Annotated in this window: 22 protein-coding genes; 3 read left to right on the top strand and 19 right to left on the bottom strand. The window is 65.8% G+C overall.

Translation table 11 applies throughout. The features are described 5' to 3' along the window. Nucleotides 1-56: 56 nt before the first annotated feature. The 4 genes from panB to GGC30_RS06380 form a co-directional block, all read right to left on the bottom strand. Entirely contained in the window at nucleotides 57-893 is an 837-nt protein-coding gene (gene panB, locus GGC30_RS06395; RefSeq protein ID WP_153923170.1) for a 3-methyl-2-oxobutanoate hydroxymethyltransferase, read from the bottom strand. A gap of 69 nt (nucleotides 894-962) precedes the next feature. Beyond that, nucleotides 963-1,379 carry a hypothetical protein gene (locus GGC30_RS06390; protein ID WP_017506107.1) on the bottom strand — a complete coding sequence of 139 codons (417 nt, stop codon included), beginning with the start codon at nucleotides 1,377-1,379 and terminating at the stop codon, nucleotides 963-965. Beyond that, the gene (locus GGC30_RS06385; RefSeq protein WP_055808384.1) at nucleotides 1,369-1,926 is read right to left on the bottom strand and encodes an RNA polymerase sigma factor; all 558 of its coding nucleotides are present in this window, start codon (nucleotides 1,924-1,926) and stop codon (nucleotides 1,369-1,371) included. Before GGC30_RS06385 ends, GGC30_RS06390 begins: the two co-directional genes overlap by 11 nt. 24 nt (nucleotides 1,927-1,950) lie before the next feature. Continuing rightward, entirely contained in the window at nucleotides 1,951-2,349 is a 399-nt protein-coding gene (locus GGC30_RS06380) for a DUF6249 domain-containing protein (RefSeq protein WP_055808381.1), read from the bottom strand. A 175-nt stretch (nucleotides 2,350-2,524) separates the two neighbouring features. Between GGC30_RS06380 and GGC30_RS06375 the strand changes: the two genes are divergently transcribed. Beyond that, the gene (locus tag GGC30_RS06375; protein WP_055808379.1) at nucleotides 2,525-2,764 is read left to right on the top strand and encodes a DUF2188 domain-containing protein; all 240 of its coding nucleotides are present in this window, start codon (nucleotides 2,525-2,527) and stop codon (nucleotides 2,762-2,764) included. 7 nt (nucleotides 2,765-2,771) lie between these two features. Continuing rightward, nucleotides 2,772-3,581, top strand: coding sequence for an endonuclease/exonuclease/phosphatase family protein (locus GGC30_RS06370; RefSeq protein WP_153923169.1), 810 nt, complete (start codon nucleotides 2,772-2,774; stop codon nucleotides 3,579-3,581). Here GGC30_RS06370 and GGC30_RS06365 read toward each other — a convergent pair. The 5 genes from GGC30_RS06365 to GGC30_RS06345 form a co-directional block, all read right to left on the bottom strand. After that, the gene (locus GGC30_RS06365; RefSeq protein ID WP_153923168.1) at nucleotides 3,574-3,921 is read right to left on the bottom strand and encodes an ArsC family reductase; all 348 of its coding nucleotides are present in this window, start codon (nucleotides 3,919-3,921) and stop codon (nucleotides 3,574-3,576) included. The two genes, GGC30_RS06370 and GGC30_RS06365, sit on opposite strands and share 8 nt — an antisense overlap. A 62-nt stretch (nucleotides 3,922-3,983) precedes the next feature. Continuing rightward, a complete protein-coding gene (locus GGC30_RS06360; RefSeq protein WP_194943539.1) occupies nucleotides 3,984-4,991 on the bottom strand; it encodes a sensor histidine kinase in 1,008 nt (335 codons plus the stop codon). Between the two features lie 91 nt (nucleotides 4,992-5,082). Further along, a complete protein-coding gene (locus GGC30_RS06355; protein ID WP_153923166.1) occupies nucleotides 5,083-6,021 on the bottom strand; it encodes a winged helix-turn-helix domain-containing protein in 939 nt (312 codons plus the stop codon). Between the two features lie 363 nt (nucleotides 6,022-6,384). Then, a complete protein-coding gene (locus GGC30_RS06350) occupies nucleotides 6,385-7,101 on the bottom strand; it encodes a hypothetical protein (RefSeq protein WP_153923165.1) in 717 nt (238 codons plus the stop codon). A gap of 68 nt (nucleotides 7,102-7,169) precedes the next feature. Beyond that, on the bottom strand, nucleotides 7,170-9,788 hold the full coding sequence (locus GGC30_RS06345; RefSeq protein ID WP_153923164.1) for a TonB-dependent receptor domain-containing protein: 2,619 nt from the start codon (nucleotides 9,786-9,788) through the stop codon (nucleotides 7,170-7,172). A gap of 173 nt (nucleotides 9,789-9,961) precedes the next feature. Between GGC30_RS06345 and GGC30_RS06340 the strand changes: the two genes are divergently transcribed. Next, nucleotides 9,962-11,050, top strand: coding sequence for an ABC transporter ATP-binding protein (locus GGC30_RS06340; RefSeq protein ID WP_153923163.1), 1,089 nt, complete (start codon nucleotides 9,962-9,964; stop codon nucleotides 11,048-11,050). A 158-nt stretch (nucleotides 11,051-11,208) separates the two neighbouring features. Here the strand turns inward: GGC30_RS06340 and GGC30_RS06335 are convergent, their stop codons facing one another. From GGC30_RS06335 to GGC30_RS06290, 10 genes are all read right to left on the bottom strand, one after another. Beyond that, the gene (locus tag GGC30_RS06335; RefSeq protein WP_153923162.1) at nucleotides 11,209-14,433 is read right to left on the bottom strand and encodes a discoidin domain-containing protein; all 3,225 of its coding nucleotides are present in this window, start codon (nucleotides 14,431-14,433) and stop codon (nucleotides 11,209-11,211) included. 18 nt (nucleotides 14,434-14,451) lie between these two features. After that, on the bottom strand, nucleotides 14,452-15,267 hold the full coding sequence (locus tag GGC30_RS06330; protein WP_153923161.1) for a carbohydrate ABC transporter permease: 816 nt from the start codon (nucleotides 15,265-15,267) through the stop codon (nucleotides 14,452-14,454). Then, nucleotides 15,264-16,208, bottom strand: a complete 945-nt coding sequence (locus GGC30_RS06325; protein WP_194943538.1) for a carbohydrate ABC transporter permease — start codon at nucleotides 16,206-16,208, stop codon at nucleotides 15,264-15,266. The genes GGC30_RS06330 and GGC30_RS06325 overlap by 4 nt, the downstream gene beginning before the upstream one ends. Then, on the bottom strand, nucleotides 16,205-17,443 hold the full coding sequence (locus GGC30_RS06320) for an extracellular solute-binding protein (RefSeq protein ID WP_228763635.1): 1,239 nt from the start codon (nucleotides 17,441-17,443) through the stop codon (nucleotides 16,205-16,207). Before GGC30_RS06320 ends, GGC30_RS06325 begins: the two co-directional genes overlap by 4 nt. A 26-nt stretch (nucleotides 17,444-17,469) precedes the next feature. Further along, complete coding sequence (locus GGC30_RS06315; RefSeq protein WP_066551131.1) at nucleotides 17,470-18,936, bottom strand: glucoamylase family protein; 1,467 nt, start codon at nucleotides 18,934-18,936, stop codon at nucleotides 17,470-17,472. 75 nt (nucleotides 18,937-19,011) lie between these two features. Next, on the bottom strand, nucleotides 19,012-22,032 hold the full coding sequence (locus GGC30_RS06310) for a TonB-dependent receptor (protein WP_153923159.1): 3,021 nt from the start codon (nucleotides 22,030-22,032) through the stop codon (nucleotides 19,012-19,014). A gap of 49 nt (nucleotides 22,033-22,081) precedes the next feature. After that, a complete protein-coding gene (locus GGC30_RS06305) occupies nucleotides 22,082-23,152 on the bottom strand; it encodes a LacI family DNA-binding transcriptional regulator (protein WP_197458450.1) in 1,071 nt (356 codons plus the stop codon). Between the two features lie 355 nt (nucleotides 23,153-23,507). Further along, on the bottom strand, nucleotides 23,508-24,464 hold the full coding sequence (gene mmsB, locus GGC30_RS06300) for a 3-hydroxyisobutyrate dehydrogenase (RefSeq protein WP_228763634.1): 957 nt from the start codon (nucleotides 24,462-24,464) through the stop codon (nucleotides 23,508-23,510). Beyond that, a complete protein-coding gene (locus GGC30_RS06295) occupies nucleotides 24,439-25,488 on the bottom strand; it encodes an enoyl-CoA hydratase/isomerase family protein (RefSeq protein ID WP_153923157.1) in 1,050 nt (349 codons plus the stop codon). Before GGC30_RS06295 ends, mmsB begins: the two co-directional genes overlap by 26 nt. After that, on the bottom strand, nucleotides 25,485-26,621 hold the full coding sequence (locus GGC30_RS06290) for an isobutyryl-CoA dehydrogenase (protein ID WP_153923156.1): 1,137 nt from the start codon (nucleotides 26,619-26,621) through the stop codon (nucleotides 25,485-25,487). The genes GGC30_RS06295 and GGC30_RS06290 overlap by 4 nt, the downstream gene beginning before the upstream one ends. Between the last annotated feature and the right edge of the window lie 2 nt (nucleotides 26,622-26,623).

Genomic DNA, 26,623 nt, shown 5'->3' with positions numbered 1-26,623 from the left:
AAATGCAAACCGGCGCGGACCCTAGAAGGTCGGCTCCCCGCCCGCAACGTCGTCCGTTACTGCGAAGCCGGCTTTTTCGAGAAGTAGGTCTCGACTTCGGCAGGAAAACGGCGGGTTTTCACATCGCTGGCGAAAGCGGCCGCCGCGCGGTCGATCTCGGTGCGCAGATCGGCGTATTTGCGCACGAACTTCGGGGTCCAGTCGAACATGCCCAGCATGTCATTGACCACCAGCACCTGACCGTCGCAGGCGGCCGAGGCGCCGATGCCGATGGTGGGCGCGTCGATCGTCTCGGTGATCTCGCGCGCCAGCGATTCGGCGACGCCCTCAATGACGATGCAGAAGGCGCCGGCCTCGGCGACGGCCTTGGCCTCGGCCAGCACCCGATCACGCTCGCTCTCGGTCCGGCCCTTGGCCTTGAACCCGCCTTCGGCCAGGATCGCCTGCGGGCGCAGGCCGACATGGCCCATGACAGGAATGCCGCGCTTGACCAGGAAGGCGACGATCTCGGCCATTTCGATGCTGGTCTCCAGCTTCACCGCCTGGGCGCCCGTCTCCTTCATCACCCGCACGCAGTTGGCGTAGGCGACCTCCTTGCCGCCCTCGTAGGAGCCGAACGGCATGTCCACGACCACCATGGCCCGTTTGGCGCCGCGCACGACGGCCTGCCCGTGCAGGATCATCATCTCCAGCGTCACGCCCACGGTATTGGGCAGGCCGTGAACCGCCATCCCCAGGCTGTCGCCGACCAGCAGCACATCGCAGTGCGGGTCCAGCAGGGCCGCCATCGGCGCGTCATAGGCCGTCAGGCAGACGATCGGCTCGCCGCCCTTGCGCCCCGCGATATCGGGCACGGTGATGCGTTTGACGCTCTCTTGGGTGTGGACGGACATCGCCGGGCCTCCTGACGTGAAGGGGTCAGATAGGCCCCTGCCCCGCCGGTGTCACCCTTGCAGCCGCGCTCACACGTCCTGCGATAGCTTCGCCACGCCCGCCGCCATCAGGGCGACCAGGGCCCCGGCGACGATCCAGAAGGCCATCATGCCCGAGCCGTTCATCACATCCAGCGACCCGACGCCCAGACCTTGCAGGCCCAATCCGTCCAGGCCTGATTGCGCCGCACCCTGCGCCGTGGCGGCTGCGGCCCTGAGGCCTTGCGCCAGGGTCGTATCGCCGTCGGCGGTGAAGTTGATGTTCACCCCCTCGCGCACCGCCAGCACGCCGCCGATCAATCCCGCCGCCGTCAGGGTCAGGGCGCGCCAGCGCGACCGCGTCTCCATGCGCGCCTGGACCGTCGCCAGGAACAGGGCCTCGTCCGGCAGGCTCGGCGCCTGGGCGAACAGCCTTTCGATCATCGGATCGAATTCGTCAGCCGACATGGACCGACCTCCCGCCTGAGCCGTGCGCCGGTTGTAGCCGCGCACGGAGTTTATCCAGACCACGTTTGACATGCGATTTCACCGTGCCAAGCGGCAAATTCATGGCTGCCGCGATTTCCGGATGCGACATCCCCGCGCCGTGGCACAGGGAGACGCAGACACGCTCGGTCTCGCTGAGCGTCTTCAGCGCCTCGTCCAGGTCCATCAGACCGCCGCGGTCGACGACCACATCCGCCTGATCGGCCTCGATCTCGGCGACGTAGCGCGCCTCCTTGGCCACCCGCTTCAGATAGAGTCGTGCGGCGATCTTCTTGATCCAGCCCGCAAACGTCCCCTGCCCGCGAAACTCCGCGCACCGCTGAAACCCTTGCAGAAAGGCGTCCTGCGCCACGTCGTCGGACAGGGACGGCGTCGCCCCCATCCGGCGCAGCAGCCCCCGCACCGCCGACCCGTGCCGACGCACCAGCTCGCCATACTCCCGCCGACCGCCGGCCGCCGCCTGGGCGGCCAGCTCCACATCGTGGAAGTCTCTCAATGATTTGACCATGACGTTTCCCCCTTCCGGCGGACGTCAGTCTTTGTTCGGGTTGAAGAAGCCCAGGATGATGAAGGCGACGCCGATGGCTGCGGGAATACAGGCGATGCCCAGCAACGCGCCCTGGCCATTGCCGCCCCAGACGTGGGTCGTGCCCTGAACGACGATGCCGAACCCGGCGATGCCGATGCCGCTCGCCAGGCTGAGCACGCCCTTGCGAATGTCCTTGCTGCGCGACGGCAGCCCCTTCTGCACATCCTTGGTCATCACATCGAGCAGTTCGGGCGGCAGTTCCTGACCCTTGTCGACGGCGAGACGCACGGTCTCCTGCATGTCGCGCTTTTCGCGGTACTTCAGGAAGGTGGGGCCGAAGACGATGGCCGTAATCGTGCCGAAGACGGCGAAGATGGCGAAGATCGGAATGAAGTCTTCCATGTCGAGTATCCCTTGAACCGTTGCAGCAGCCTGATGCGGCGCCCTTCTGATCACAAGAGGCTGGCCGACGCCTCAACGGATGCGCGGCGCTAGGTGAAATCTTCGTAAGGTCGCCGTTTCGGCCGCCGCCGGTTCGGTCTAGGGTCCGGTTTCATCAATCTCAGGAGCGCGTCCCATGGCCCATGTCACCTATCGCATCGTCGAGCATGACGGCGGCTGGGCCTACAAGTCCGGCGACACCTATTCCGAGACCTTCGCCACCCACGACGACGCCAAGGCCGCCGCCGTGCGCGTCGCGCGCGAGCAGCGCGTGCCGGACCAGACCGCCGCCATCGAATACGAGACCGCCGCCGGCGAATGGGTCACCGAAAGCGCCGACGGCCACGACCGCCCCTCGACGGACGTCGAGGGCTGAGGCCGAGATGATCCACCGTCGCACCCTGCTGGCCGCCGCAGCTCTCGCGCCGCTGGCAGGCTGCGCCACGGCCCCAAACGCTAAGACGCCCACCGAACTGAAGCTCGTCACCTTCAACATCTGGCACAACATGGGCGACTGGGCCGCCCGCCGTCCGCTGCTGGTCGCTGCGCTGAAGGCCCAGGACGCCGACGTCATCGCCCTTCAGGAGGTGCTGGAGGACGCCAATGTCGGGCTGGAGAACCAGGCCCGGATGCTGGCGCGCGAGCTGGGCGGCTATCACGTCGCCTTCGTCTCAACCGACGCCGAGGGCGCCCCGCGCCGCTATGGCAACGCCCTGCTGACCCGCCTGCCGGTTCTGGCCGAGGCCTCGACCAAGCTTGAGCCGCTCGACGATTTCCGGACTGCGCTCCGTCTTCGCGTCTCGGTTCAGGGACGCCCAGTCGATGTGGTCGTCACCCATCTGGCCTGGCAGCCCGACGCCGGCCCGGTGCGCGCGCGTCAGATCGCATCCCTGCTCGGCTGGCTGGCGCAGGACGGCACGCCCCTGATCGTCATGGGCGACTTCAATGCGACCCAGGAAGACTCCGGCCTGGCGACCCTGACCGGCCCCCGCTTCTTCAGCGCCCTGCCCCGCGGCGCGGTCACGACCACCCTGAACCCGGCCAAGGGTCACCCTGAGCGCGTCATCGACCACATCTTCGTCGAACAGGCCGCCTTCATGCCCGGCGAGGCCCGCCGCTTCGGCGATACGCCCACAAACGGCGAATATCCGTCCGACCACTTCGGCGTCGTCGCGACCGTCCGTCTCAGGTAAGCGCTGAGGCGTAGGTCTCGGGCTTGAACCCCACCAACCGCCGATCCCCCAGATCCAGCACCGGCCGTTTGATCATCGACGGCTGGGCCGTCATCAGCGCGATCGCCTTCGACCTGTCGATGTCCGCCTTGTCGGCTTCCGGCAGTTTCTTGAAGGTCGTCCCGGCCCGGTTCAACACCGTCTCCCAACCGTGCTCGTCGACCCACTGGCCCAGCCGCCCCGCATCCACTCCAGCCTTCTTGTAGTCGTGGAAGACGTAGTCGACCCCCTGCTGCTTTAGCCAGACCCGGGCCTTCTTCACCGTGTCGCAGTTGGGAATGCCGTAGAGGGTGTAGGTCATGGGTTTCTCGGAGGTCGGGGATCAAGCGGATGCAGCCGCTTTCGCCCCCTCGCAGGGCATCGTCAACTGTCGGTCAGACGCGATGCCGGCGCTATGAACGTCGCCGAGAACCCCTCTACGCCGTAGCGAAGATCCGCGCCGCCGCACCCCAGCAGGCCTCTCGCGAGCAGTTTGACGCCAAAGCCGGTCTTGAGCGGCGGATGGGCCGGCGCGCCCCCGCCTTCGATCCACGTCAGGACAAGTTCACCCTCATCCAGCCGCCAATCGACCGAGACGCGGCCGCCGGGCTTGGCGAGGGCGCCATGCTTGAACGCGTTTGTCGTCAGTTCGTGTATGATCAGGGCGACCGTCTGCGCCACACGCGGCGACAGGTGCACCGACGGCCCCGAGATGGAAACCGGCCTGCGCACCAGATTACCCACCGCTTCTCGAACGATCTCACCGAGGTCGCCGCCATTCCAAGCCTTTTCGTCCAGCGTCTGCTGGGTCTTGGCGATGGCGTTCAGTCGCTCGTCGAAACGCTCCAGCACATCGCGATCGACGCCCGACAAGGTGCTGCGGGCGACCGCTTGAACCAGGGCCAGCGTGTTCTTCACCCGGTGGCCGCATTCGTCGACCAACATCTGCCGGTGTTGCTCGCCCCGCACCCGCTCGGTCGTTTCGATGGCGATATTGAGAATGCCGACGATCGCGTCGCCGTCCCGCACGGGGCTGTAGGACAGCACCCAGCAAGTGTCTTCCGAATAGCCGTTTCGAACCATCGTCAGCGGCAGGTCTTCCAGAAAAACGGTTTCGCCTGCCAGCGCGCGCTCCGTCAGCGGGCGCAAATCGTCCCACACCTCATGCCAGACTTGGTCCAGCGGACGGCCCAGGGCGTTCGGATGCTTTTGTCCGAGCAGCGGAATGTAGGCGCCGTTGTAGAGCAAGGTGCGCTCCGGGCCCCACATGACGCTGGCCGCGAAACCCATTCCCATCATCATGTCATAGGTAATGCTAAGCGCGGGCGACCAATCGCGCTTTGGCCCCAGGGGCGTCGTCGCCCAGTCGAACGCATCAATAAGGGCTGGCATCGGTGCGGCCCCTGTTGACGACGGCATTCAACGCGCAACCGACGAATGCAGCCCCAGCATCAATCTGTGATGCGAACCTCATCATCGTCGTTCAGAACAATCGAATGGTTTCGCTTGGCCGATCGACGATCACGCCCGCGACATAGAGTTTGCGCACCAGTTGCTGCGTGCCGAGGATCGTCCGGCGTTGGAAATCGAGCCAGTTCGCGACCAGGGTCTGATCCGGCAGATTGATGTCTCTCTTGCCCGCGACCCGGATGACCAAGCCTGCCTTTTCAAGCTGACCCAGGTGCCTGCGAACCGTTTCGTCGTCCATTCTGGCGGCCTTGGCGACCTCGATCACGCTCACCGGCCCGAACGGCGGGTTCAGCGGGGCAAGACGGCCGGCGTCCGGCTCGTCCTGAACGACGCGCAAGGCGCTTCCGGTGAGATGCGACAGCCAAAGCAGGACGTAGTGCGTCGTCAGGCTGATTTCGGGCTTCAGCGATCGGGCGTGCTGGATACCTTTCAGGACATGCGCCGTCATCAGCCGCGTCGCCAGGCCTGCGACAGGCCAGGCTGGCGTGACGACCCGGTCGCCGTCGCGGGCGCCGCATGCGTTCAGCATCGCCAGCCCATCGACGAACTCCACCGTGGCCAGCAGAAAGGCTTCCATCGCGGACTTGAACGGTTTCGACTGCGACACCTCGGCGCGCAAGACGAAGCCGCCGTCGGTCCGCACCAGCACGCCCCGCTCCACCAATCCCGCCAGTTTGGTGCGTGCGCTCTCGCGCGGCACGCCCAGGGACATGGCGATGCTGATGGCATTCACCGGCCGCCGCAGGGCGTTCGGCAAAATGCAGGCTCCAATGGAAGAGTCGCGTGCCGCACCTTCGTCGTCGGCGCCTCTTACGTTCGCATCCACCACGCCTGCGGTCAGCAGCGCTGATATCAGATCCTCGTCGATCCAGGTGCGGGATGCGGCGATGAAATCGAGGGTCAGCTTCGTATTCAGCCAAGCGACCTGAGCGGCCTGTAAACGCAGAGACATTGGCGGACCGTTTGAGGCTTCGACGAACACTGTCGCCCTCGTTCGCGCCCCTGTCGACAAGGCAACTACCGAAAATGAGGTTTCTGGACAGATGCCGGCCGACGACCGATCCACGCACAAAGGTGCAGCCTTGCCGTCATTGTTCGCCGGCAAATCCCCTTTAGTGCCGGGCGCTTAGAGACGGCCTTCGTCAATCGACCTTACGTGCCCCCGAATGGGACTATAATGTCGACGGGTCTTTGAAAACAGCAGCGCTCACGAACTGCACCACCTTGCACTTTGCACGCCTTTTTCCGGCGCCGTGCAATTTCGCTCGGTCGCTGATTTCAGACGAATTAGACGGTGTTTTTGTCAGGCGACCGTCTAGGCCGCAAACCCGGCGAAGACGCCGATAACCATCACGATGAAGGTCGCAACGACGCTGGACAGACCAATGGCCGTCATCACGATCAGGCCCTTGGCCAGGCCGGGGACCACGCCCCGATACCACCGTCCCCGCCCCATCCGCATGAAGGCCACGATGCCCAGCACCAGCATCAACAGGCTGCACGCCGCGGCCAGCGGGCCGGGGCTGAACATGAACCAGGCCAGCGGGAGCAACGGGACGGTCCAGGCGTTCAGATAGGCGAAGGCCGCGCGAAACCCGCATCTCAGGCCCAGGTCCTCGGCGTCCCACAGGCGAAACAGCGGCATGGCCGCCAGGGCGTAGAGCGGCGCCATGATCGGCACAGCCACCAGCGACATCCAACCGTCGGCGTCCGACATGAAGGCGTCGCGCGACTTGCCCGCTTCCTGAAGCAAAGGGTTCAGAACATCGGCCGGCATGCCTTCCAGATAGAGGCTCAAGCCCCCGCGCAGAAAGACGATCAGCATCAGGATCGCGTTCAGCGCCAGATACAGCTTCAACGGCTTGGCGTAACGCCCGCCCCCCGTCGGTCCCTCGATCATCCAGGCCTGAAGCACAAGTCGGGGCCGCACCAGCAGGTCGCGCGCGGTCCGCACCTCTGCGCCGCCAAAGCCCAGCGCGTCCTCGGACAGGTCCTTGAACGCCTGCTTGCGCGTCGTCTCGCCGTCGGTCATCGGATTCTCCCCTGGGGGATGCATACACCGCCCGGTTGACCGCGCAACCGCCGATCAGAACCGCTTGCTCAGAACCGCTTGCTCAGGCCGATGCTGACCACCCGCCCGCGCGGATCGGCTACGACCGGGTCATAGCCCAGGGCGAACTGCGCCAGCGGCGGCGCCTTGTCCGCGACATTGACCACCCCGACCGACAGATCCAGGTCGGCGCCGATCGTGCGGCTGTAGAGCAGATCGAGCGTCGTCTGGCTGGCGATGCTGGCGTCGGTGATGCCGCTGCGGTCGTTGGCGTATCCGTCGGTATAGTGGACCAGGGCCGTCACCGCGTTCGCCCCGCCGCTCCAGTCCAGGGCGAACTCCCCGCGATTGCGCGGCAGGGATCGGCCGATGTTGTTCAGGTTGGTCGACCCGACGCCCGACACCTTGGCGGCCGACGCGTCCAGCCGGATGTCATGGGCGTCCACATAGGTCCAGGTCGCCGAGCCCGTCGCCTCCCCGCCCCACAGACCGCGCCGATAGCGGGCCGACAGGTCGATCCCTTGGGTCTCGATGGACGAGGCGTTGACGAAATACAGCTGCACGAAGGTCAGGGCGCCGCTGGCCGAGCGGGTGATGCGGCTCTGGGCCTCCGTGCCGGTCCGCCCCGCCGCCGTATCGGCCGCCGCCTGGTTGATGATGGCCTGGGTCGACTCCTTGACCACCTGATCGGCATAGTCGAACCGCCAGGCGTCCACGCCCAGTTCCAGCCCTTCGATCGGCGTCCAGACTGCGCCCAGGTTCAGGCTCTCGGACTTCTCGGGCTTCAGGTCGGCCCGGCCCGAGGTCAGGGTGTTGACGAAGACGAACGCCCCCCGGTCGAACACCGACGGCTGCGATGCCTGCGCCCCAGACTGGGCATAGACCGACGGCGCCCGAAACCCCTGCCCCCACGACGCACGCAGGGCCAGGGCGTCGGTGACGTCCCACCGGATCGCGGCCTTGGGGCTGAACCGGCCCTCGTTTCCGTCATAGGATTCATAGCGCCCGGCCAGCTGCGCCTCGATCCGGTCGCCCAGATGGAGGCGGGCTTCGGCGAAGGCGGCCAGGGCTTCCTGATCGCCCTCGAAGTCCGGCGACACGCCCGCCGTCAGCAGATCGCCCCGGTTCACCAGATCGCTCCAGTCGTGACGGAAGCCGCTGCGGCGATATTGGGCGCCGACGGCGACATCCACCGACCCGCCGGCCCAGGCCAGGGCCTCGCCGCTGGTCGAGGCGTCCGCCGTCGTCAGGGTCGCCGCGCCCCGCAGGCCGGTCGAGCCGATCAGGCTGGCGATCAGGCCGGCGCTGTTCGCCGTCCCGGTCCCCAGATAGGCGCTGCCGAACGGGTTGAAATACTGGCAGGCGCCGACGCCGGGCGTCCCCGTCGCGGGATTGCAGCCTGCCCCGCCCAGGCCGTTCAGCGCATTCTGCAAGGCGCTGCCGATGGTGTCGGGCTTGTCATAGGCGACGTGCTGGCGGCTGCTGGTCGCCGACAGGTTCCAGGTCCAGCCATTGCCGAAGCGCCCATCCAGCCCGGCCGCCAGACGCCAGGTGCGATAGTCGAACTCCGCCTGCGACGCGCCGGCCTCCGCCCCCAGCAGCCGCCCCCGGAACAGCACCGCCTCGCCGAACGGATTGTCGGGATGGGTCGCCGGCACGGTCAGCGACCGCGCCAGGATCGGCAGCGACGGCGACTGGCGCGCAATGGTGTTCGTCGCCGACCACGCGCCTTGCAACGCCAGCGTCATGTCGCCCACGGGACGCCGGTAGTCCGCGAACAGCTGCGTGCGCGTCTCCTCCGGGACCAGATCGAAGAAGTCGGAATAGTCCAGCCGACAGAAGCTGTCGGTCGGCGTGTTCAGATAGGCGCTGCCGAACGCCGGATTGCCGCACGCCGGATCGGGCGAAAACCCATTGCGGCTGGGTCGGAAATAGGAGCCCGGCTGGCCATAGCTGGTCACGGCCGTCCAGCCGGCGCGGCCATAGCGTTCGGCTTGGGTGAAGTCTCGCTCGTCCGAACCAAGGGCCGAGCGATGGAAATGCGAGGCCGCCAGCGTCAGGTCTCCGCCCAGTAGGCCGAACCCGCCGAGCGCCTCGATCACGCTCTCTTCCGACCCGTCGGCGACGGCGTATTTGGCGCTGATCTCGGGGCGGTCCACGGCCCGCCGAGTGATGAAGTTGACCACGCCCGCCACCGCGTCCGAGCCATAGACCGCCGAGGCGCCGTCCTTGACCACCTCGACCCGCTGAAGCGCGATCATCGGAACCAGCGAGTTGATGTCGACGAAGCCCGAGCCGTCCGTCGCCACCACGGCGCTGTTGGTCCACCGCTGGCCGTCCACCAGAACCAGGGTCGAGCCGAGGCCGAGATTGCGCAGGTTGAACTGGGCCGTCCCCGAACTCTGCGGCTGGTTCAGCTGATCGACCTGGGCCTCCGAGCCCGAGTTCGCCGTGACCAGCCGGACCAACTGAGATGCATCGGCGATCCCGGCGGCGGCGATTGTTCCGCGGGCCACGGTCTCTACCGGGGCGATCCGCTCGCCGCCTGCGATGCGGGAGCCGGTGACGACCACATCGTCCACGCGCGACGCTTCCTGGGCCTGGGCGGCCGCAGCAATCGCCAACCAGGCGATCGAGGCTGTCGTCATCAAGAAGTTGCGCTGCGTCATTCGGATATTCCCCCGCGATTGGCAGCGGGCTTCTATCCAGCGCTTCGATTTTGCGAAAGCTTAATTTTGCAGTTTTGCAATTTCAATCGTCGGCGAGACATCGTGCGCCATTGATCCCGCCATGTAACCGGTTACGCTGCGGCAAAACAAAACGGGTCAGGAAAGCAGGAAGCATGGCGAACGTCCGTCTGGTCGACGTTAAGAAGGCGTTCGGCGCCGTCGAGGTGCTGAAGGGCGTCGATCTGGAGATCGCCGACGGCGAGTTCATCGTCTTCGTCGGGCCGTCGGGCTGCGGCAAGTCCACCCTGCTTCGCACCATCGCCGGTCTGGAAGAGGCGACAACGGGCCAGGTTCTGATCGGCGACCGCGTGGTCAATGACCTGTCGCCGTCGGACCGGGGCATCGCCATGGTTTTCCAGTCCTATGCGCTCTATCCGCACATGACCGCCTATGAGAACATGGCCTTTGGCCTGAAGCTGGCCAAGACGGACAAAGGCGAGATCGATCGCCGCGTCCGCGCCGCCGCCGAGGCGCTCAGCATCACTGACTATCTGGATCGCAAACCCAAGGCGATGTCGGGCGGCCAGCGCCAGCGCGTCGCCATCGGCCGCGCCATTGTGCGCGAGCCCGAGGTCTTCCTGTTCGACGAGCCCCTGTCCAACCTGGACGCCGCCCTGCGGGTGCGGATGCGCTATGAGTTCGCGCGGCTGCACGCCGAGCTGAAAACCACCATGATCTACGTCACCCACGACCAGGTCGAGGCCATGACCCTGGCCGACCGGATCGTGGTGCTGAACAGCGGCAGGATCGAACAGGTCGGCGCGCCCATGGACCTGTACGAACACCCCGCCAATCTGTTCGTCGCCGGCTTCATCGGCAGCCCCAAGATGAACCTGCTGGCCGCCGAGATCGTCGAGGCCTCAGCGACCGGCGCCACGGTGAAGACCTCCGCAGGCGAGACGATCCGGGTGTCGGTTGACGCCGCCTCGGCCAAGCCGGGCGATGCCGTGACCCTGGGCGTCCGTCCCGAGCATCTGACCACGACCGGCGACGGCGATGCGCTGACCGCCGAGGTCATGTTCGTGGAAACCCTGGGTGCGACGACCATGGCGCACCTGAAGCATCCAGCGTCCGAAGACACGCTGACGGTTCAGCTGGCGGGTGAACTCCGCGCCAAGGCGGGCGAGCGCCTGACGCTGCACGTCCCCGCGAAACAAGCGCATCTGTTCGACGCGGCCGGTAAGGCGTTCCAGAGGCTCTGACCCCTCTCCCATTGGGAGAGGGGTCGAGCGCACGAGAGCGTTAGCGATCGTCCTTCGCGCGAAAGGGTGAGGGTCGGATGGTGCGACCTAGCCTACCGGCCGCGCCTCATCCGGCCCTTCGGGCTACCTTCTCCCAATGGGAGAAGGGACGCAGGTGGTCAGCGCAGTTCCACCCGCCGCGCCCCTGCCGGAATGAGCAACTCGTCGCCCGACCACGTCGCCGCACGGCCGTCGATCCGAACGCGCTCCGGCCGCCCCTGCCCCTCCGGCCATTGCAGAACGAAGCCGCCCGGCGGCGTCGCGCCGTCACCCAGGGTGAGCACATAGCCCTGCCGTCCCTTGCGGTAGGCGTAGGTCAGCGGCCCATAGGCGGTGCGCAGATCCCGCACACCAACCCCCTCGGCGGTGTCCAGCCACGCCTCCGGCACGCCAGCCGCCAGCACCAGGGCGTGATCGCGGTCCCGCTCATAGGCGAACAGATCGAGCGCCGACCGGATATAGTCCGAGCTGATCCAGGCGTGCGGCATGTCTCCAATGAAGCGCGGCTCGCGCTTTTCGCGGCCCACCACCTCGGCCCATCCGTTCCAGGCCTCGGGCCGGCGGTCGGCCATCAGGAAGTCCAGCACATCCAGCGCCCGGTCCTTCTGACCCAGCCGCACATAGGCGCCGACCAGCCGCCATTCGTAGGGGGTGTAGTCCTTCCACGCCGTGCGGTTGGTCAGACGGTTCTGGAAGTTTTCCCAGTAGCGATCAAAGGTTCGCGCCAGAAGCTCGGGCGGCAGATTATCCTGTTCGCCCGCTGGAGACAGGGCGATGGTGGTCGAGGTGGCGTCGAAATCGCCCCGGTCCGCAGCCCCAGCGATCCAGTCGATGCCATGATGGGCCGCCGTCGCCGTGATCGACGCGCGGATGTCGGCGGCGAACTGATCCCGCGCTGCCGCGTAGCGGGCCGCAGCCTCTACATCGCCCAGGGTCTCGGCGATGAAGACCGCGTCCTTGTAGCCCAGCAGGCCCCAGAAATCGTCCCAGTAGGAATAGGCCGGCTTGTCCGAATAGCCCTCGTGGCTGATCGTCGGGGGCAGCAGGCCGTACAGATGCCGCTGGTCCGACGTCTGGAAGGCCGCCGTTCTGGTCGAGGCGCGCAGCTCGTCCATATAGGCGATGGCCTTTTGCACCTGCGGCCAGACCTGGCGCAGCAGGGCCTCGTCCCTGGTGTAGCGATAGGTCTCGGCGGCCAGGAATACGAACTCGCCGTGGCTGTCGTTCTCGGGCACCGGATCGGCGCCGCGCGCATCGACGCAGCACGGCACCTTGCCGTTCTCGAACACATAGGGGGCGTACCAGCGCAGATAGTCGGCCGAATGCTCGGCCATGCCCAGCCGGTTCAAACCCTCGGCCATCATGGCCCCGTCGCGGATCCAGGAACGATTGTAGCTGCGTGTGCCCGGCTGAAGGATCGGCCCCTGACGCGACATCAGCATATGGGCCAGAGACGATTTCAGCGCGTCCTCGATCCGCTGGGCGGCTGGCGGCAGGGTCAGCTCCACCCGATCCAGCTTCGCGCGCCATTCAGCCGCCAGTCGGGCCTCAACCGTATCCAGAACCGCAGCCGCCTGCCCCACCGGCTCGGGCGCCAAGGCGTCGCCGGACAGTTGCGACACCCAGCCGACCGTGCGGGTCTCGGCGGGCTGCAGCGTCATCTCGTAGGTCTGGGCGCCGGCGGCCAGCCCCGTGCCGTCCGTAGTGGTCGCCGCCTCGCCCGCCGGTCGGCGCGCGGACGGCAGGATCAGGGACTGCGGATCGCTGCCCGCGTCGAAGGTCGCCAGCGCGACCTGATCCGGGGCCGCCAACGGCTGCACACGCACCGTGTCGTTCAGCTTCAGTTCGGCGCCGTCCCAGCCGATCGTCTCCACCGGGCTGACGCCGCCGGGAATGGCCAGGAACTGACGCGGCGCATTCACCTGCATCGGGCGCGCCGCCAAGGCCAGCGTCAGGGTGCGCGGCCGGCTGGAGGTGTTGGTCAGGTCGTAACGGCCCCAGAGCTGCGCCTGATTGGCCGGTCCGTCGGCGAAGCTGGTGATCTTCAGCGTCCAGTCGTCGGCGGTCCAGGTCACGGACGGGATCGGCAGGTCGCCGTCCTTCAGCCCCTGCTCGATATTGACGTCGGCCCAAGTGATGAGTCGGCCGTTATCGACCACGAAGGGTTCGATACTGGGCCCGGCGCGACGGAGCTCGATGGCCCCGTCCTCGCCTATCAGGCCGCTCTCCCCGCCCCCATCGACACCGACCAGGGTCCAGTAGGACTGCTCGCCGGAAAAGCCGCGCGGATAAAGACCGCGCCGGTTTTCCTTGGCCACGGCTTCCAGAAACACGGTGCGGTCCGCGCCAAACGTCAGCGGTTCGACCTCGATCTCGTTCAGCGCATAGGTCGTGGCCTGAGCCGCGCCCAGCCGCTGGCCCGCGCCGGACGAGCCGACCACATCGGAGGCAGGAATGGTTTTCAGCGGCTCAAGTCTCAGCCAGCGCGCCGTCGCCTCGGGCGTCCTCAGCCAGTCGACGCCGCCGTTGCCGCTCGTGACCGTCGCCAGTTCGCGCCAGTCGCGCCCGTCGTTCGAGGCCGAAACGCGATAGTCGCTCGCCGCGCCCCGCTCGCCCCAGCGCAGGGTCAGGCCGCCGAACTCGCGCTCGTAGCCCAGGTCCAATGTCAGGGCCGACGCCCCGCCCACCGGCGAGGTCCAAGCGGTTTTCGGGTCGAGATCGACGGCGTTGGCGGCGGTCGAGTTCGTCTGCCCATCGCTGGCGACCGGTTGAGGCGGGACAGGCGGATCGACCGGAAGGGCGCGCAGTGTCAGTTCATCGATCTCGACCGATCCCTTGCCGCCCTCGGCCGCGACCACGACGAACTCGACCCGCTCGGCGCGACGCAGGATGGTTTCAGGGCTTGGTCCCCAAGCTTTGGAGACCTGACGGCGTTTGATGACGAACCGGGTCCAGCCGTCGGGAAAGTCGTAGCGCGCCGTCTGCTTCCACCAGACATTCTCGGCCGAGGCGTCTGTCAGCTTGACCTCGAAGGTATTGGTCGGCCCGGCGCCACGCACCCAGAAGCTAATTTCGTAGTTGTCGGGCAGGTCGAACGGCAGCGGGCGGCTGAGCACCGCATAGCCCGCCTTGCCGTCGAAATCGTAATCGAGCCGCACCGCTTTCCCGTCATGGCCGGCGACGGCGGAGACGGCGGAGACGGCGGCGTGAACGTCGGTCGAGGCGCTGGCCTCCCACCGCGTCGCATCGTCCATGCTGTCGAGAACGCGCGTTTCCTGGGCGACGGCGGGCGCGGCCAGAGCGAGGGTCAGGACCGAGGCGGCGGCCAGCAGGAGGTTACGCATCGAAACTCGCAGTTCTGGTCAGCCCTTCACGCTGCCCGCGAGCATGCCGCGGATGTAGTAGCGTTGCAGGGCGAGGAAGAGGATCAGCACGGGCGCGACCGTGACGACGGCGCCGGCCATCATCAGTTCGATGTCCTGCACATGCTCGCGCGACAGGGCCGCCAAGGCGACCGGCAGGGTGTAGTTCGACTGGTCCGTCAGGATGATCAGCGGCCACAGGAAATCGTTCCAGCTGCCCAGGAAGACGAACAGACCCAGGGTCACGATGATCGGCTGCAATGTCGGCAGGACGACGCGACGGAAGATCTGGCCCTCGCTGGCCCCGTCGATCCGCGCGGCCTCCAACATCTCATCAGGAATGCTCAGCGCATACTGGCGCACCAGGAACAGGCCGAAGATGGACGCCAGCCAAGGCACCAGCGCCCCGGCGTAGGTGTTCACCAGGCCCACCGATTTCAGCATCAGGAACAGCGGCAGGGTGCCGATCTGGGCCGGCACCACCAGGGCGGCGACCAGGAACTGAAACAGCCGCTCGCGCCCCGCGAACTTCAGCTTGGCGAAGGCGTAGCCGGCCGGGACGGTGAAGCTGAGCGCCAGGATGGTCGCCAAGGTCGCCAGGGCGAAGCTGTTCCACAGATACCGCCCCATGCCCTGGTTCAGGAACAGATCGCGGTAATGCTCCAGCGTCCAGTGCGAGGGCAGCAGCGGCGGCGGGAAGACCGCCGCCTCGCCGGTCGCCATGAAGCTGACCGACACCATCCAGACAAGCGGAAACAGCACGATCAGGGCGATGAGGCCGACGGCCAGATTGAGCAGGATGGCGCGGATTTTCATTGATACGCCCCCACCCGCTTGGCGACCGCCAGCTGGACCAGGGTGATCGCCAGGATGCACAGGAACAGGACGAAGGCGACGGCGCTGGCGGAGCCCAGGTTCCACCATTTGAAGCCCTCTTCGTACATGAAGTAGAGCACCGTCACCGTACTCTGGGCCGGCCCCCCTTGCGTCATCACATAAGGTTCGGCGAACAGCTGGAAGAAGCTGGCGACCGAGATAATCGAGACCAGCAGCATGGTCGGCGCGATGGCCGGCAGCGTCACATGGCGGAACTGCTTCCACGGCCCGGCGCCGTCGATGCGGGCGGCCTCGTACAGATCGTCCGGCACGGTCTGAAGAACCGCCAAGAAGATCAACATATTGTAGCCGAAGATCTTCCAGACCACGAACATCAGGATGGCGGGGATGGAGGTTGATGGGTCGCCTAGCCAGTCCACGGCGGGCAGGCCGATGCTCTCCAGACCCCAGTTGATGACGCCGTATCGGGTGTGCAGCAGATAGCGCCACACCACCGCCGTCGCGACCAGGGTGGTGACATAGGGGGCGAAGAACATGACCCGCCAGATCGGCCGCCACTTCACGACCCGCGCATTCAGGATCACCGCCGCCGCCAGGGACGCGGCGATGGACAGGGGCACGCCCAGCACCGCAAACGTCAGGGTGTTCTTCATCGCCCCCCAGAACAGGGGATTGGTCAGAAGCCGCTCATAGTTCTGCAAGCCGACGAACCGCAGATTGTCCAGGTTCGCCAAGGCATAGATGTCGAAGTCGGTCAGGCTGAGCAGCAGGGCCGAGATCACCGGAATGGCGAAGAACAGGCCGATGGCGAGCATGGCCGGGGCGACGAAGGCCCAGGCCGCCCGTTCGCGCGCGCCGCGTCCGCGTGACGGCCTGACCTTCGTTTCCGCCTTGGTCAAAGTGGGATCGACGACGGTCATACGGCCCTGCCCTGTTCCATCATCCAGCGACGCTTTTCCAGCAGGCGGTCGGCGCGGCGGTCGATCTCGGCGGCGGCGGCCTCTGGCGTGTATTCGCCACGCACCATCCGTTCGGCGACGATCTGCATCTCCGTGACGATCCGCTCCCATTCCGGCACCTTGGGCACGGCCTTGGCGCGCGCCAGTTGCCCCCGGAACGGCGCCAGCATCGGATCACGCTCCACGCCCGCTATGTCCCAGGCGCTCTGGCGCGCGGGCAGGTCGCCGACGATGGTGTTGAACCGGGCCTGCACAGCCGGCTCGGAGAGATAACGGACCAGGGCCCAGGCCGCCTCCTGATGCGGGGAGGATTTGAATACCGCCAGGCTAGACCCGCCCGGCGCCGAGGCGCCCAGGCCATTCGGTCCCGGCACGCCCGCCGTGGCCCAGTTCGGCTGGAACGACGCGGGCAGTTTGCTGCGGAAATCGCCCACGCTCCACGGGCCGGAGAAATAGAAGCTGAAATAGCCCCTGGCGAACTCGGTCCAGACGTTGGAGATCTGCGTTGACGAGGCCAGCGGCGCCAACTGCTCGGCGAACAGACTGCGATAGAAGGCCAGGGCTGCGACGAAGCCGGTGTTGGAGAAGTTTCCGCGCGTATCCCGATCCCGCAGCAGCGGCTCATTAATCTGAAGCCCGAAGGTCAGAAGCTGCTCGAACTCGTTCAACGGCAGCAGGATGGCGTAGTTGTCGCCGCCGGCCCCACGCTTGATCGCGTGCATGGCCCGCTTCCATTCGGCCCAGTCTTCGGGCGGGGCGTCGAAGCCGGCCCGCGCCAGCAGATCCTTGCGATAGAACAGCAGCCGTGTGTCGACATACCAGGGCGTGGTCATGGCGCGGCCGGCGATCTCGTTGGTTTCCAGCACCGCCGGAAACTGATCGGTCAACAGGTTCGCGGCTTCGGGCGGGGTCGGAGACAGGGCGCCGATGGCCGTCAGTTCCGCCACCCAGGTATTGCCGATCTGGCTGACGTCCGGCAACGAGGCCCCGGCATAGGCGGTCAGCAGCTTTTCATGCGCCGCCGTCCACGGCAGGGGCTGGACCGAGACCCGGACGCCGGGATTGCGCCGCTCGAACTCGGGCATCAGCTGGCCCACCGTCCCGCCCTCATTGCCCATGGCCCAGAAACGCAGCACGGTCTCGCCATCACGGCGCGGGGTGCAGGCTGCAGCCGCCCCGCCCGCCAGCAGGGCCAAGGCTCCCCTTCTGTGCGGGCCTGAACTCATCCGTTCATCCAGCCGCCGGTGAAGCCCGCGATGTCGAGCGCGCGGCGAATATTGGGCTCGCCGCGCATATAGCGCCAGACGAACTCGGACCTGTGATTCTCGGTCATGATGACGATCGGCCCCTGGTCGATGCCCAGATAGTCGCCGTCCACCCAACCCACGCCGTCCACGATCTTGCCGTGCTGCAGCGGCCCTTCGCGCACTGTCAGTGTCGGGTTGAAGCTGTCGAGGAAGCCCCACTCGGTATAGATGCCTGAACCGTATTTCTGCTTCATCGCCTTGACGCAGGGCACGACGATCTCGGGCGCGAAGGCGATGGAGCTGGCCGCCGCCGTCGGCGCGATGGTGCCGTCGTCGCGCTCGCCCGGACCGCGCGCGGAATAGCTGAAGAACTCGCGCTCCTTGCCGTCGATGACTTGTTTGAAATCGCCCGGCCCGTCGCAGGCCGTCAGGCCCCAGACCTCAGATGAATAGCCCGCCCAGCCGCCAGGGTTGTCGTGGGCGTATTTCTGCTGGGCGTAGACGGCGCGGCGACTGTTTTCGAAATAGTCGAGGTATTCGCCCAACTGGGCCGACTGCCCGCGCATCCAAGCGTCCTGAATGCCGCGGAAGTCGATGAACATGTGGCTGTACTGGTGCCCGAAGATGGGCGCAAAGTTCAGGTGCCAGCTGCCCCAGCGATCGGTCCAGCTCTCGTCATAGCTGGCCGCCCATTCGTGCCAGACATTGACTGACACCGGATGGGTCGGGCTGCCGATGGCCAGCAGCAGCACCAGCATGCCCTCGTTATAGACGTGCCAGTCGGACGGTATGAAGCCGCTCTCGGGGTGCCAGCCCATGGTGATGCGGTTGTCGCGGATAACGGCCCACGGCCATTCGATCCGTTCGTAGATCGCCTGGGCCTTCTGACGGATTTCCGCCTCGTCCGCATGCCGGCTGTCGAAGTAGCGGGCGGCGAACAACATGCCGCCGATCAGCAGGGCCGTATCGACCGTCGAAAGTTCGTTGGTCCGGTAGCGAAGCCCCGTCTCCATATCCAGGAAGTGGTAGAAGAAGCCCTTGTATCCCGCCGTGCCGCTGGCCTCCGGACCTTGCGGCAGATCATGGAAGAAGCGCAGCGTCGTCAGGGTCCGCTCACGCGCCTCGGCACGGCTCATCCAGCCGCGCTCGACGCCCACCGGCCAGCAGGTCAGGGCGAACCCGACAGCCGCCACCGAACAGAAGGACGGCGTCGGCCAGCGATCCGGCGTCAGGCCGGTCTTGCGATCCGTGACCTTCTCGAACCACCGGAACGTCCGCTCCTGAAGCTCCTCGATCTCCTGATCCAGCCGCATCGGCCGTCTCTGCGTCCCATTGACCGCCCCCGTCGCCGCCGCCTGCTGCGCCGCCGCCATCACCGGAAATCCAACGGCCAGAGCCGCCGCGCCTGTGGTGGTCCGCATTAGGAAGTTTCGACGATTCATGGGCACGCTCACTGGGTCTCAATCGAAAAAGAAAGGCCGCCTCGCAACAAGCACGAGGCGGCCCAGGCTCAGGATTTAGAAGGAGTAACGCAGGCCGACCTGGAAGCTGCGGGTCGGCAGATACTGTTCCGTGCCCATGCCGAAGCGCGGGCTGTTGAAGCCCTGATCGAAGGACTTGTAGTTGGTGAAGTTGAAGATGTTGATCGCATCCACGATGAACTCCACCTTCTGACCGCCATAGACTTCGAAGCCCTTCGTCAGACGCAAATCGATCTGGCGATAGGCGAAGTTCAGACCGGGCAAGAAGGCGCGCTTGTCAGGACGACCGCCGTTCCAGCAGATATTCGGGCCGCCGGCGGGAGCATTCGGGCAGTCGAACACGGTGTAGGGCAAGCCCGAACCCAAGGTCACGATGCCAGACAGCAGGAAGTCGGCCGGCAGACCGATGGTGCCGGACGCCACGATACGATGCGTCTCGTCGGTGTTCGACGGGAACTCAGGCGACTGTCCGGGCACATTGTAATCGAAGTCGAAGGCGCCGTAGCCGGAGTCGCGGCTGCCGTTCTGGGTGGCGTCCATATAGGTATAGGCGATGTTCACGCCCCAACGATCGTCGGCGTTATAGGGCTTGTCGGCCGTGAAATAGATCGCCTTGTAGTCGCGCTCCTTGTCCGTGTTCTGGAAGAAGATCAGGTTGCGGAACTGCGGGAAGCCTACCGATCCCGGCGTCGGACCGTTGAACCGTCCGCCCGTTTCCGTGAGTGCATTGGCGATGTACCAGCTGGATTCGCCTCTCGTCTTGCCGGCTGCAAGCGTTAGCGCCGTCTGGAACATGCCGATCTTCTGGCGCACGCCCAAGCTGAACTGATCGGTGCGCGGCGGCTCGAAGTCGTTTTGAACCAGGAAGACTTCGCCGGCGCCCGGGCTGGCCGCCAGCAAGGGATCAAGGCCCTGCGGCGTCAGGTAGATCGGGTTCCAGGCGATCGTCTGGACACCGCCACGAGGCCCGCCGGTGTTCGAGAAGTAGATGCTCTTGTTGAATTGGAACGGCTTGAACCGCTCGTCAAACGCGAAGTTGAAGCCGATACGATCGTAATAACGGCCCGCGCCGCCGAAGATGACCGTCCGCTCGTCGTCGAAGACGTCGTAGGAGAAGCCGAAGCGCGGTTGGAACGCACCTTTGAAGGCCTTGCGATCACCATCGGAGATATAATCCGCGGGATTGAAATACGACGGGAAGTCGTAGTTCGGCAGGTTCTGGATCGCGGCCAGCATGTTGCGAATGGAATCGGGCGTGCGGTAGTCGTTGTTGACCGCATTGTCCTCGTAATCCCAACGAATGCCAAGGTTCAGCTCCAGCTTGGAGGTGATCTGCCAGTCGTCCTGAATGTAGAGGCCCAGAACGTTGTTATCGACGTCTGCAGGCGGAACGGCGACGCCCAAGTCAACCGAGACAGGGATATCGCGGCTGCCGTTGATCTCGGGACGGGCTTCGATGTCGTAGGTAAAGGTGGGGTTACGCCCGAAATCCTTCTGCACGAAATAGTTCTGCATCGAGTATTTCGCACCGATCTTGATCGTGTGCGTACCCATCCATTCCAGATCCGGAATGGTCAGATCATTACGGATCGTGGTGCTTTTCTGCTCGAGGAACTGAGCATCAGCCCGCCCGCCGGCTGTGAACACGGTGGAGTCGCGGTTATTGAAGTTATACTGGAAGCCGGGCGTTGATGCACTGTCGTCGCGGAAAATGACGTACTGGCGTCCATAGTCGGATCCGTTGATCACCGACTGTTCATAGCTGGACGTGAAGTAATCAATCGCGAACTCGTTCAGGAAGCGATCGCCCTGATACTGGTGGCGCAGGTTGAAGGCGATATTCTCGCCGTTGTTACGCGCCGCGCGGCTGGGCGCATTCTGGCCGCTGGCTCCGCGGATATCTTCTTCCGTCTTGTACTCGCTGCTCAACTCCAGGCGCTGACGGTCGTTGATCTGCCAGGACAGCTTGCCGAAGAAGACGTCCTGCTCATATGGCGTCGAGGTCGTGCCGAGGTCGTTGGCGAAGAAGCTGGTGTATTCGGTGCGGTTTAGGAAGGACTGCGAAATCCGCTCTTCGTCCTTGCGCTCATAGGCGCCGAAGAAGTGCAGCCGGTCCTGGATGATCGGTCCGCCCAGGCTGGCGCCATACTGGATACGCTTCAGAGGCGCCTTGGCGTCGCCGCGGCGCTCCGAAATCACGTCCTGAGCGATCCAGCCGGGATCCTGATAGAAGGCGAAGACGTCACCGTGGAACTCGTTCGTGCCGGAGCGCGTGACGGCGGTGATGATGGCCGATCCAGCCTGCTCGTACTCAGCCTTGAAGTTCTGGCTGATGACGCGGAACTCTTGGACAGCGCCTTGAGGGAAAGGCGTGCCGCGACTGTCGTCCTGACCGGCGACACCACCGTCGTTGATCAGCGACTTGCGGTTCTGGCCGTCGATGAAGACGTTGATCGCTTGGGCGGTCTGACCGCCGGCCGAAATCGTCCGCTCGGTGTCGTCCTCGGTCACGCGAAGACCGGGCGCCAGGGCGGCGAAGTTCAGGAAGTTCCGGCTGATCTGCGGCAGGTTGTTGATCTGCTGCTGGGTCACATTGGTGGCGACTTCGGGCGTGCGCACCTCGAAGACGCGGCGGCCGGTGACGACGATGTCGCCCAACTCGGTCGCGCCGTCGGTGGCAGCCGTCGTCGTCGTCGCTCCGGCGACATCCAGGTTCAACGTGCCGACCTGACCCAAGGACAGGGTCACGGTTTCTTCCGCCATCTGGCCGTCCGCACTGGTGACCTGCACGCGATAGGTGCCAGGGCGAAGGCCGGACAGAACATAGCGACCATCGGCGCCCACGCGCGCGCGTGTCGCATATCCGGTAGAGACTTCGGTCGCGACGACCGTCGCACCCGTCTCGACGGTCTGGCCGTCATAGACGGCGCCGCGCAGGGTCGTCGTTGCATTCTGCGCCTGCGCGCCGCCGACGACCGCCATGCTGATGGCAAGCGCCGATGCGGCGGCCAAGGCGACCTGACGTGTCGCGGCCTTACGCGTATTGAACTGAGTCATCCTGAGCTCTCCCCTCCTGATGGGATCGGTTTTCAGCAACATGGCTGGCCTACCCTTTGTTGAACCTGGCGGACGAGGCCGCCGCGGTGGACTGGCGTTCGACCAGGATCGGCCGAACGATTTCGCAAGCGGTGTCCGTGGCGTCGGCGGTCGCGCCGACCTGGACCAGGCCGATCAGGCGTTCGACGCCCCTTCGGCCGATTTCCGCGATGTTGACGCGCATGGTGGTCAGCGCAGGCCGCATCAGGGCGGCGATAGGCACGTCATCGAAGCCGACGACGGCGATGTCTTCAGGACAGCGCACGCCGGCCTCCTGGAAGGCCAACAGGGCGCCGACGGCCATCATGTCATTGGCGGCGAAAACGGCGTCGGGCCGCTCTGTCATGGCCAGAAGCTGGGTCGCCGCGCGATGGCCCGAGGCCTGAGAGAAGTCGCCCTCGACGACGATCGGGTCATGGCCCTCGAGCGCCGCCGTGTATCCGGCCGCACGCGTGTCCGCCTCGATGTTGCCGGCGGCGCCGCGAATGTGAGCGATGCGCTTGCGGCCGGTGGACCGCAGATGCTGGACCGCGCCGACGGCGCCGCCATGGTTGTCGATCATGATGGACGCCCGGCCCGGCTCGGCCGCGCCGCCGTTCATCAGAAGGACCGGCATCCGACCGGCGAACTCTGACGACAGGTTCGCCGCGCCCAGGTGAGGCGACAGCACGATCATGCCGTCCACGCGCCCGCGCATCGAACGCACGGCCGCCAAGGTGTCTTCCGCGCCGTCATGCGAACTGGAGACGATCAGATGCTTGCCGTGGGCGCGGGCGGCCAGGTCCATGCCCCGGATCAGCTCGGAGAAGAACTCGCCGAACAGGTCGGGCAGGATGACGCCGATCGTGTCGTTCTTGCTGGTCGACAGGCTGCGGGCGCCGAAGTGCGGGACATAGCGAAGGTCCTCGACCGCATCGAGCACCCGCTGGCGCGTCGCGTCCGAGGTCACGCCCAAGCCGTTCAACACACGAGAGACAGAAGCAACCGACACATTGGCGCGTTCAGCCACGTCGCGCATGGTGGCGGCCTTGGCGAAGGGCTGGCCCTCCTGCCGTGCAGACGCAGCGCTAGGCGCGGCCATGTCCAATCGAATTCTCCCTGCTCCCTATCGTCCCGGCCCCTTTTCGAAGATCCGTCGATAAGCGATGTAAGCGGTTACATGACACAGGAGCAATGTGCGCTGCAAGCACCGTTCAGCCGCATTTCAGGCGATTTTCGATCTCTGCTAGGGCCGCTTTAACGGTCAACGAGAGCTAAGTTGCTGCTTTGACTTCGCTCTTCGCAGGCTCATTCCGGCGAACGGAATAAGGCGAACGCGGCAGGCGCGCGCCTTGGTCGCACCAGCCGTAGCGATCTGCGTCGCGGCCACCGTCTCATATGAAAAGGCCCGCGCCGCCGAAGCTGCACGGGCCGCAATCACAATGCGAAAGACGAATCTATGCCGGGTTAAGCTCATCCAGCTTGCCGCGCAGCATCTGCAGCATGGCGGAGAAATCGCGGCCGCCATGCCCGATGCCGTCGAACAGGGCGTAGAGCGCCTCGGCCTGTGCGCCCAACGGCGTCGAGGCGCCGGATTTCGCCGCAGCGTCCTGGGCCAGCTTCAGGTCCTTCAACATCATGGCCGTGGCGAACCCGCCCTGATAGTCGCGGTTCGACGGCGCAGTCGGCACCGGACCAGGCCAGGGATAGTAGCTGGTCACGCTCCAGCACTGACCCGAAGACTTGGACGCGATCTCGAAGAACCGTTCGGGGTCCAGCCCCAGTTTTTCGGCCAGGGCGACGGCCTCGCAGGTGCCCAGCATGGAGATGCCGAGCAGCATGTTGTTGCAGATCTTGGCCGCCTGCCCCGCGCCATGATCGCCGGCGCGGATGGTAATGCGGCTCATGGGCTCCAGCGCCGCCTCGACGCGGGCGAAGTCGCCCTCGTCGCAGCCGACCATGAAGGCCAGCGTGCCCGCATCCGCCGCTGCGGTGCCGCCTGACACGGGCGCGTCTGCAAAGGCGTAGCCGGCCGATTTGGCAAGACCGGCGACCTTGCGCGCGGTTTCAACATCGATGGTCGAACAGTCAAGCAGCAGGGCGGTCGACGGAGCCGCGCCGATGATCTGTTCGGAATAGACCTTCAGCACGTGCGGCCCGGCCGGCAGCATGGTGATGACCACCTCGGCGTTCTTGACCGCCTCGGCGACCGATCCGGTCGCTACGCAACCCGCCGCTCCCGCCCGTTCCAGCGCCTGCGCCGACAGATCGAAGGCGGCGACCGCATGGCCTGCCTTGGCCTGGTTCACGGCCATGCCGCCGCCCATATTACCCAGGCCAATGAAGGCGATCTTGGTCATGGTGTCTCTCCCTTTGTCGGCGCCGTGGTCAGGCCAGCGGCGTCCATTTTTCATTGTCCGGCGACGGCGCAAACAGCGCATCCAGCGTCTCGTCGGTAACGCCCGACAGGTCCGCCGGGGACCATTTCGGCGCATTGTCCTTGTCCACGATCACGGCCCGCACGCCTTCCTGGAAGTCGTGGGTGCGCACCACGCGGCCGCCCAGAACGTACTCCATCGTCATATTGTCGGCGAAGCTGTTCAGCGTTGCGCCCGTGCGAATCTGGCGCAGCGAGACCTTCAGCGACTGTGGCGACTTGGTCTTCAGTGTTTCCAGCTGCTTCAGCGCCCACTCCGACCCGTCCGCCTCAAGCGCCTGGAAAATCTCTTCAACCGTGTCGAAGGTGAACAGCCGGTCGATGGCCTCGCGGTGAGCCGACAGCGGCGCAGGCCCCGCGTCCCCGGCGTGGCGCGCCACGACCGACGATGGATCGGCGGCCTCGCCCATCAGATCGGCCTTCAGCGCCTCGACGCGATCTGCGGGCACGAAGTGCGTGTGGATGCCCAGGGCCACTGTATCCGCCGCTTTCAGCCGCGCGCCTGTCAGCGCCAGCCAGACGCCGGTCTGGCCCGGCAGGCGCGGCAGGAACCAGCCGCCGCCAACGTCGGGGAACAGGCCGATCCCGGTCTCGGGCATGGCGTAGGTGGTGCGCTCGGTCGCCACACGAATGTCGGCCGGCTCGGAAATGCCGACCCCGCCGCCCATGACGATGCCGTCCACGATGGCGATGATCGGGTTGGGATAGTCGAACATCAGGTGGTTCAACCGGTACTCGGACAGGAAGAAGGCCTTGGCCTCCGACGCATCGCCCGCACCGCTTTCGGCGATCATGCGAATGTCGCCGCCCGCGCAAAAACCCCGCTCGCCGGCGTGGTCGATCAGCACAGATTGGACGGCCGCGTCGCCGCGCCAGGCCAGCAGCGCCTCTGTCATCGCCTCGCACATCGGACGGTTCAGGGCATGAATCGCCTTGGGCCGGTTCAGGGTAATGCGGCCGACGCCGTTCTCGATGCGGGCGATGATTTCGGCGTCGCTCATCGCGTCATCTCCCGTGCAATGATCACCCGCATGATCTCGTTCGTCCCTTCCAGGATGCGGTGAACCCGCAGGTCGCGCACGATCCGTTCCAGCGGATAGTCCTTCAGATAGCCATAGCCGCCGTGCAGTTGCAGGGCCTCGTCGGCGATCTGGAAACAGGCGTCCGTGGCCAAGCGCTTCGCCATGGCGCACCACTTCGTCTTTTCCGGGTGGTCGGTGTCGATGGCCCAGGCGCCACGCAGCACCATCAGACGCGCCGCCTCCAGGTCCGTGGCCATGTCCGCCAGCCGGAACTGCAGCGCCTGGAACTCGCCGATCGGACGGCCGAACTGTTTGCGGGTGGCGACGTACTCCTGCGCCGTTTCCAGCGCCAGCCGCGCCCCGCCCAGCGAACAGGCGGCGATGTTCAGCCGACCGCCGTCCAGACCGGCCATGGCGTAGCGAAAACCCGCTCCCTCTTCGCCCAGAAGATTGGCGACCGGCACGCGACAGTCGTCAAACTGGACGATGGCGGTCGGCTGAGCGTTCCAGCCCATTTTCTTTTCCTGCGCGCCGAACGACAGGCCGGGCGTGCCGGCCTCGACCACGATCGCGCTGACGCCCTTCGGACCCTCGCCGCCCGTGCGGACCATGGCGACATAGACGTCGGAGGTGCCTGCGCCGGAGATGAACGCCTTGGCCCCGTTCAGCACATAATAGTCGCCGTCGCGCACGGCCGTGGTCCGCAGCGCCGCCGCATCCGACCCTGATCCCGGTTCGGTCAGGCAGTAGCTGGCGATCTTGTCCATCCCGACCAGCGACGGCACGAACCGGCCGCGCAGATCGTCCGACCCGAAGCGATCGATCATCCAGGTCGCCATGTTGTGGATCGAGATGAAGGCCGCTGTCGCTACATCGCCGCGCGACAGCTCCTCGAAGATCACCGCCGCCTCGACCCGCCCCAGGGCCATGCCGCCGTACTCCTCGCTGGTGTATATGCCGCAAAAGCCCATTTCGGCCGCCTGTTTCATCACCTCGACGGGGAAATGCTTGTCCTCATCCCAGCGCGCCGAATGGGGCGCCAGTTCTGCCTCGGCGAAGGCGCGGGCGGCGTCCTGAATGGCGCGCTGATCGTCATTGAGAGCGAAATCCATGA

Source organism: Brevundimonas sp. SPF441, from assembly GCF_009661015.1.
In the GTDB taxonomy this organism is placed as follows: domain Bacteria; phylum Pseudomonadota; class Alphaproteobacteria; order Caulobacterales; family Caulobacteraceae; genus Brevundimonas; species Brevundimonas vesicularis.
The sequence above is the reverse complement of the archived record's forward strand: the minus strand, read 5'-3'. Positions and strand labels throughout refer to the sequence as shown.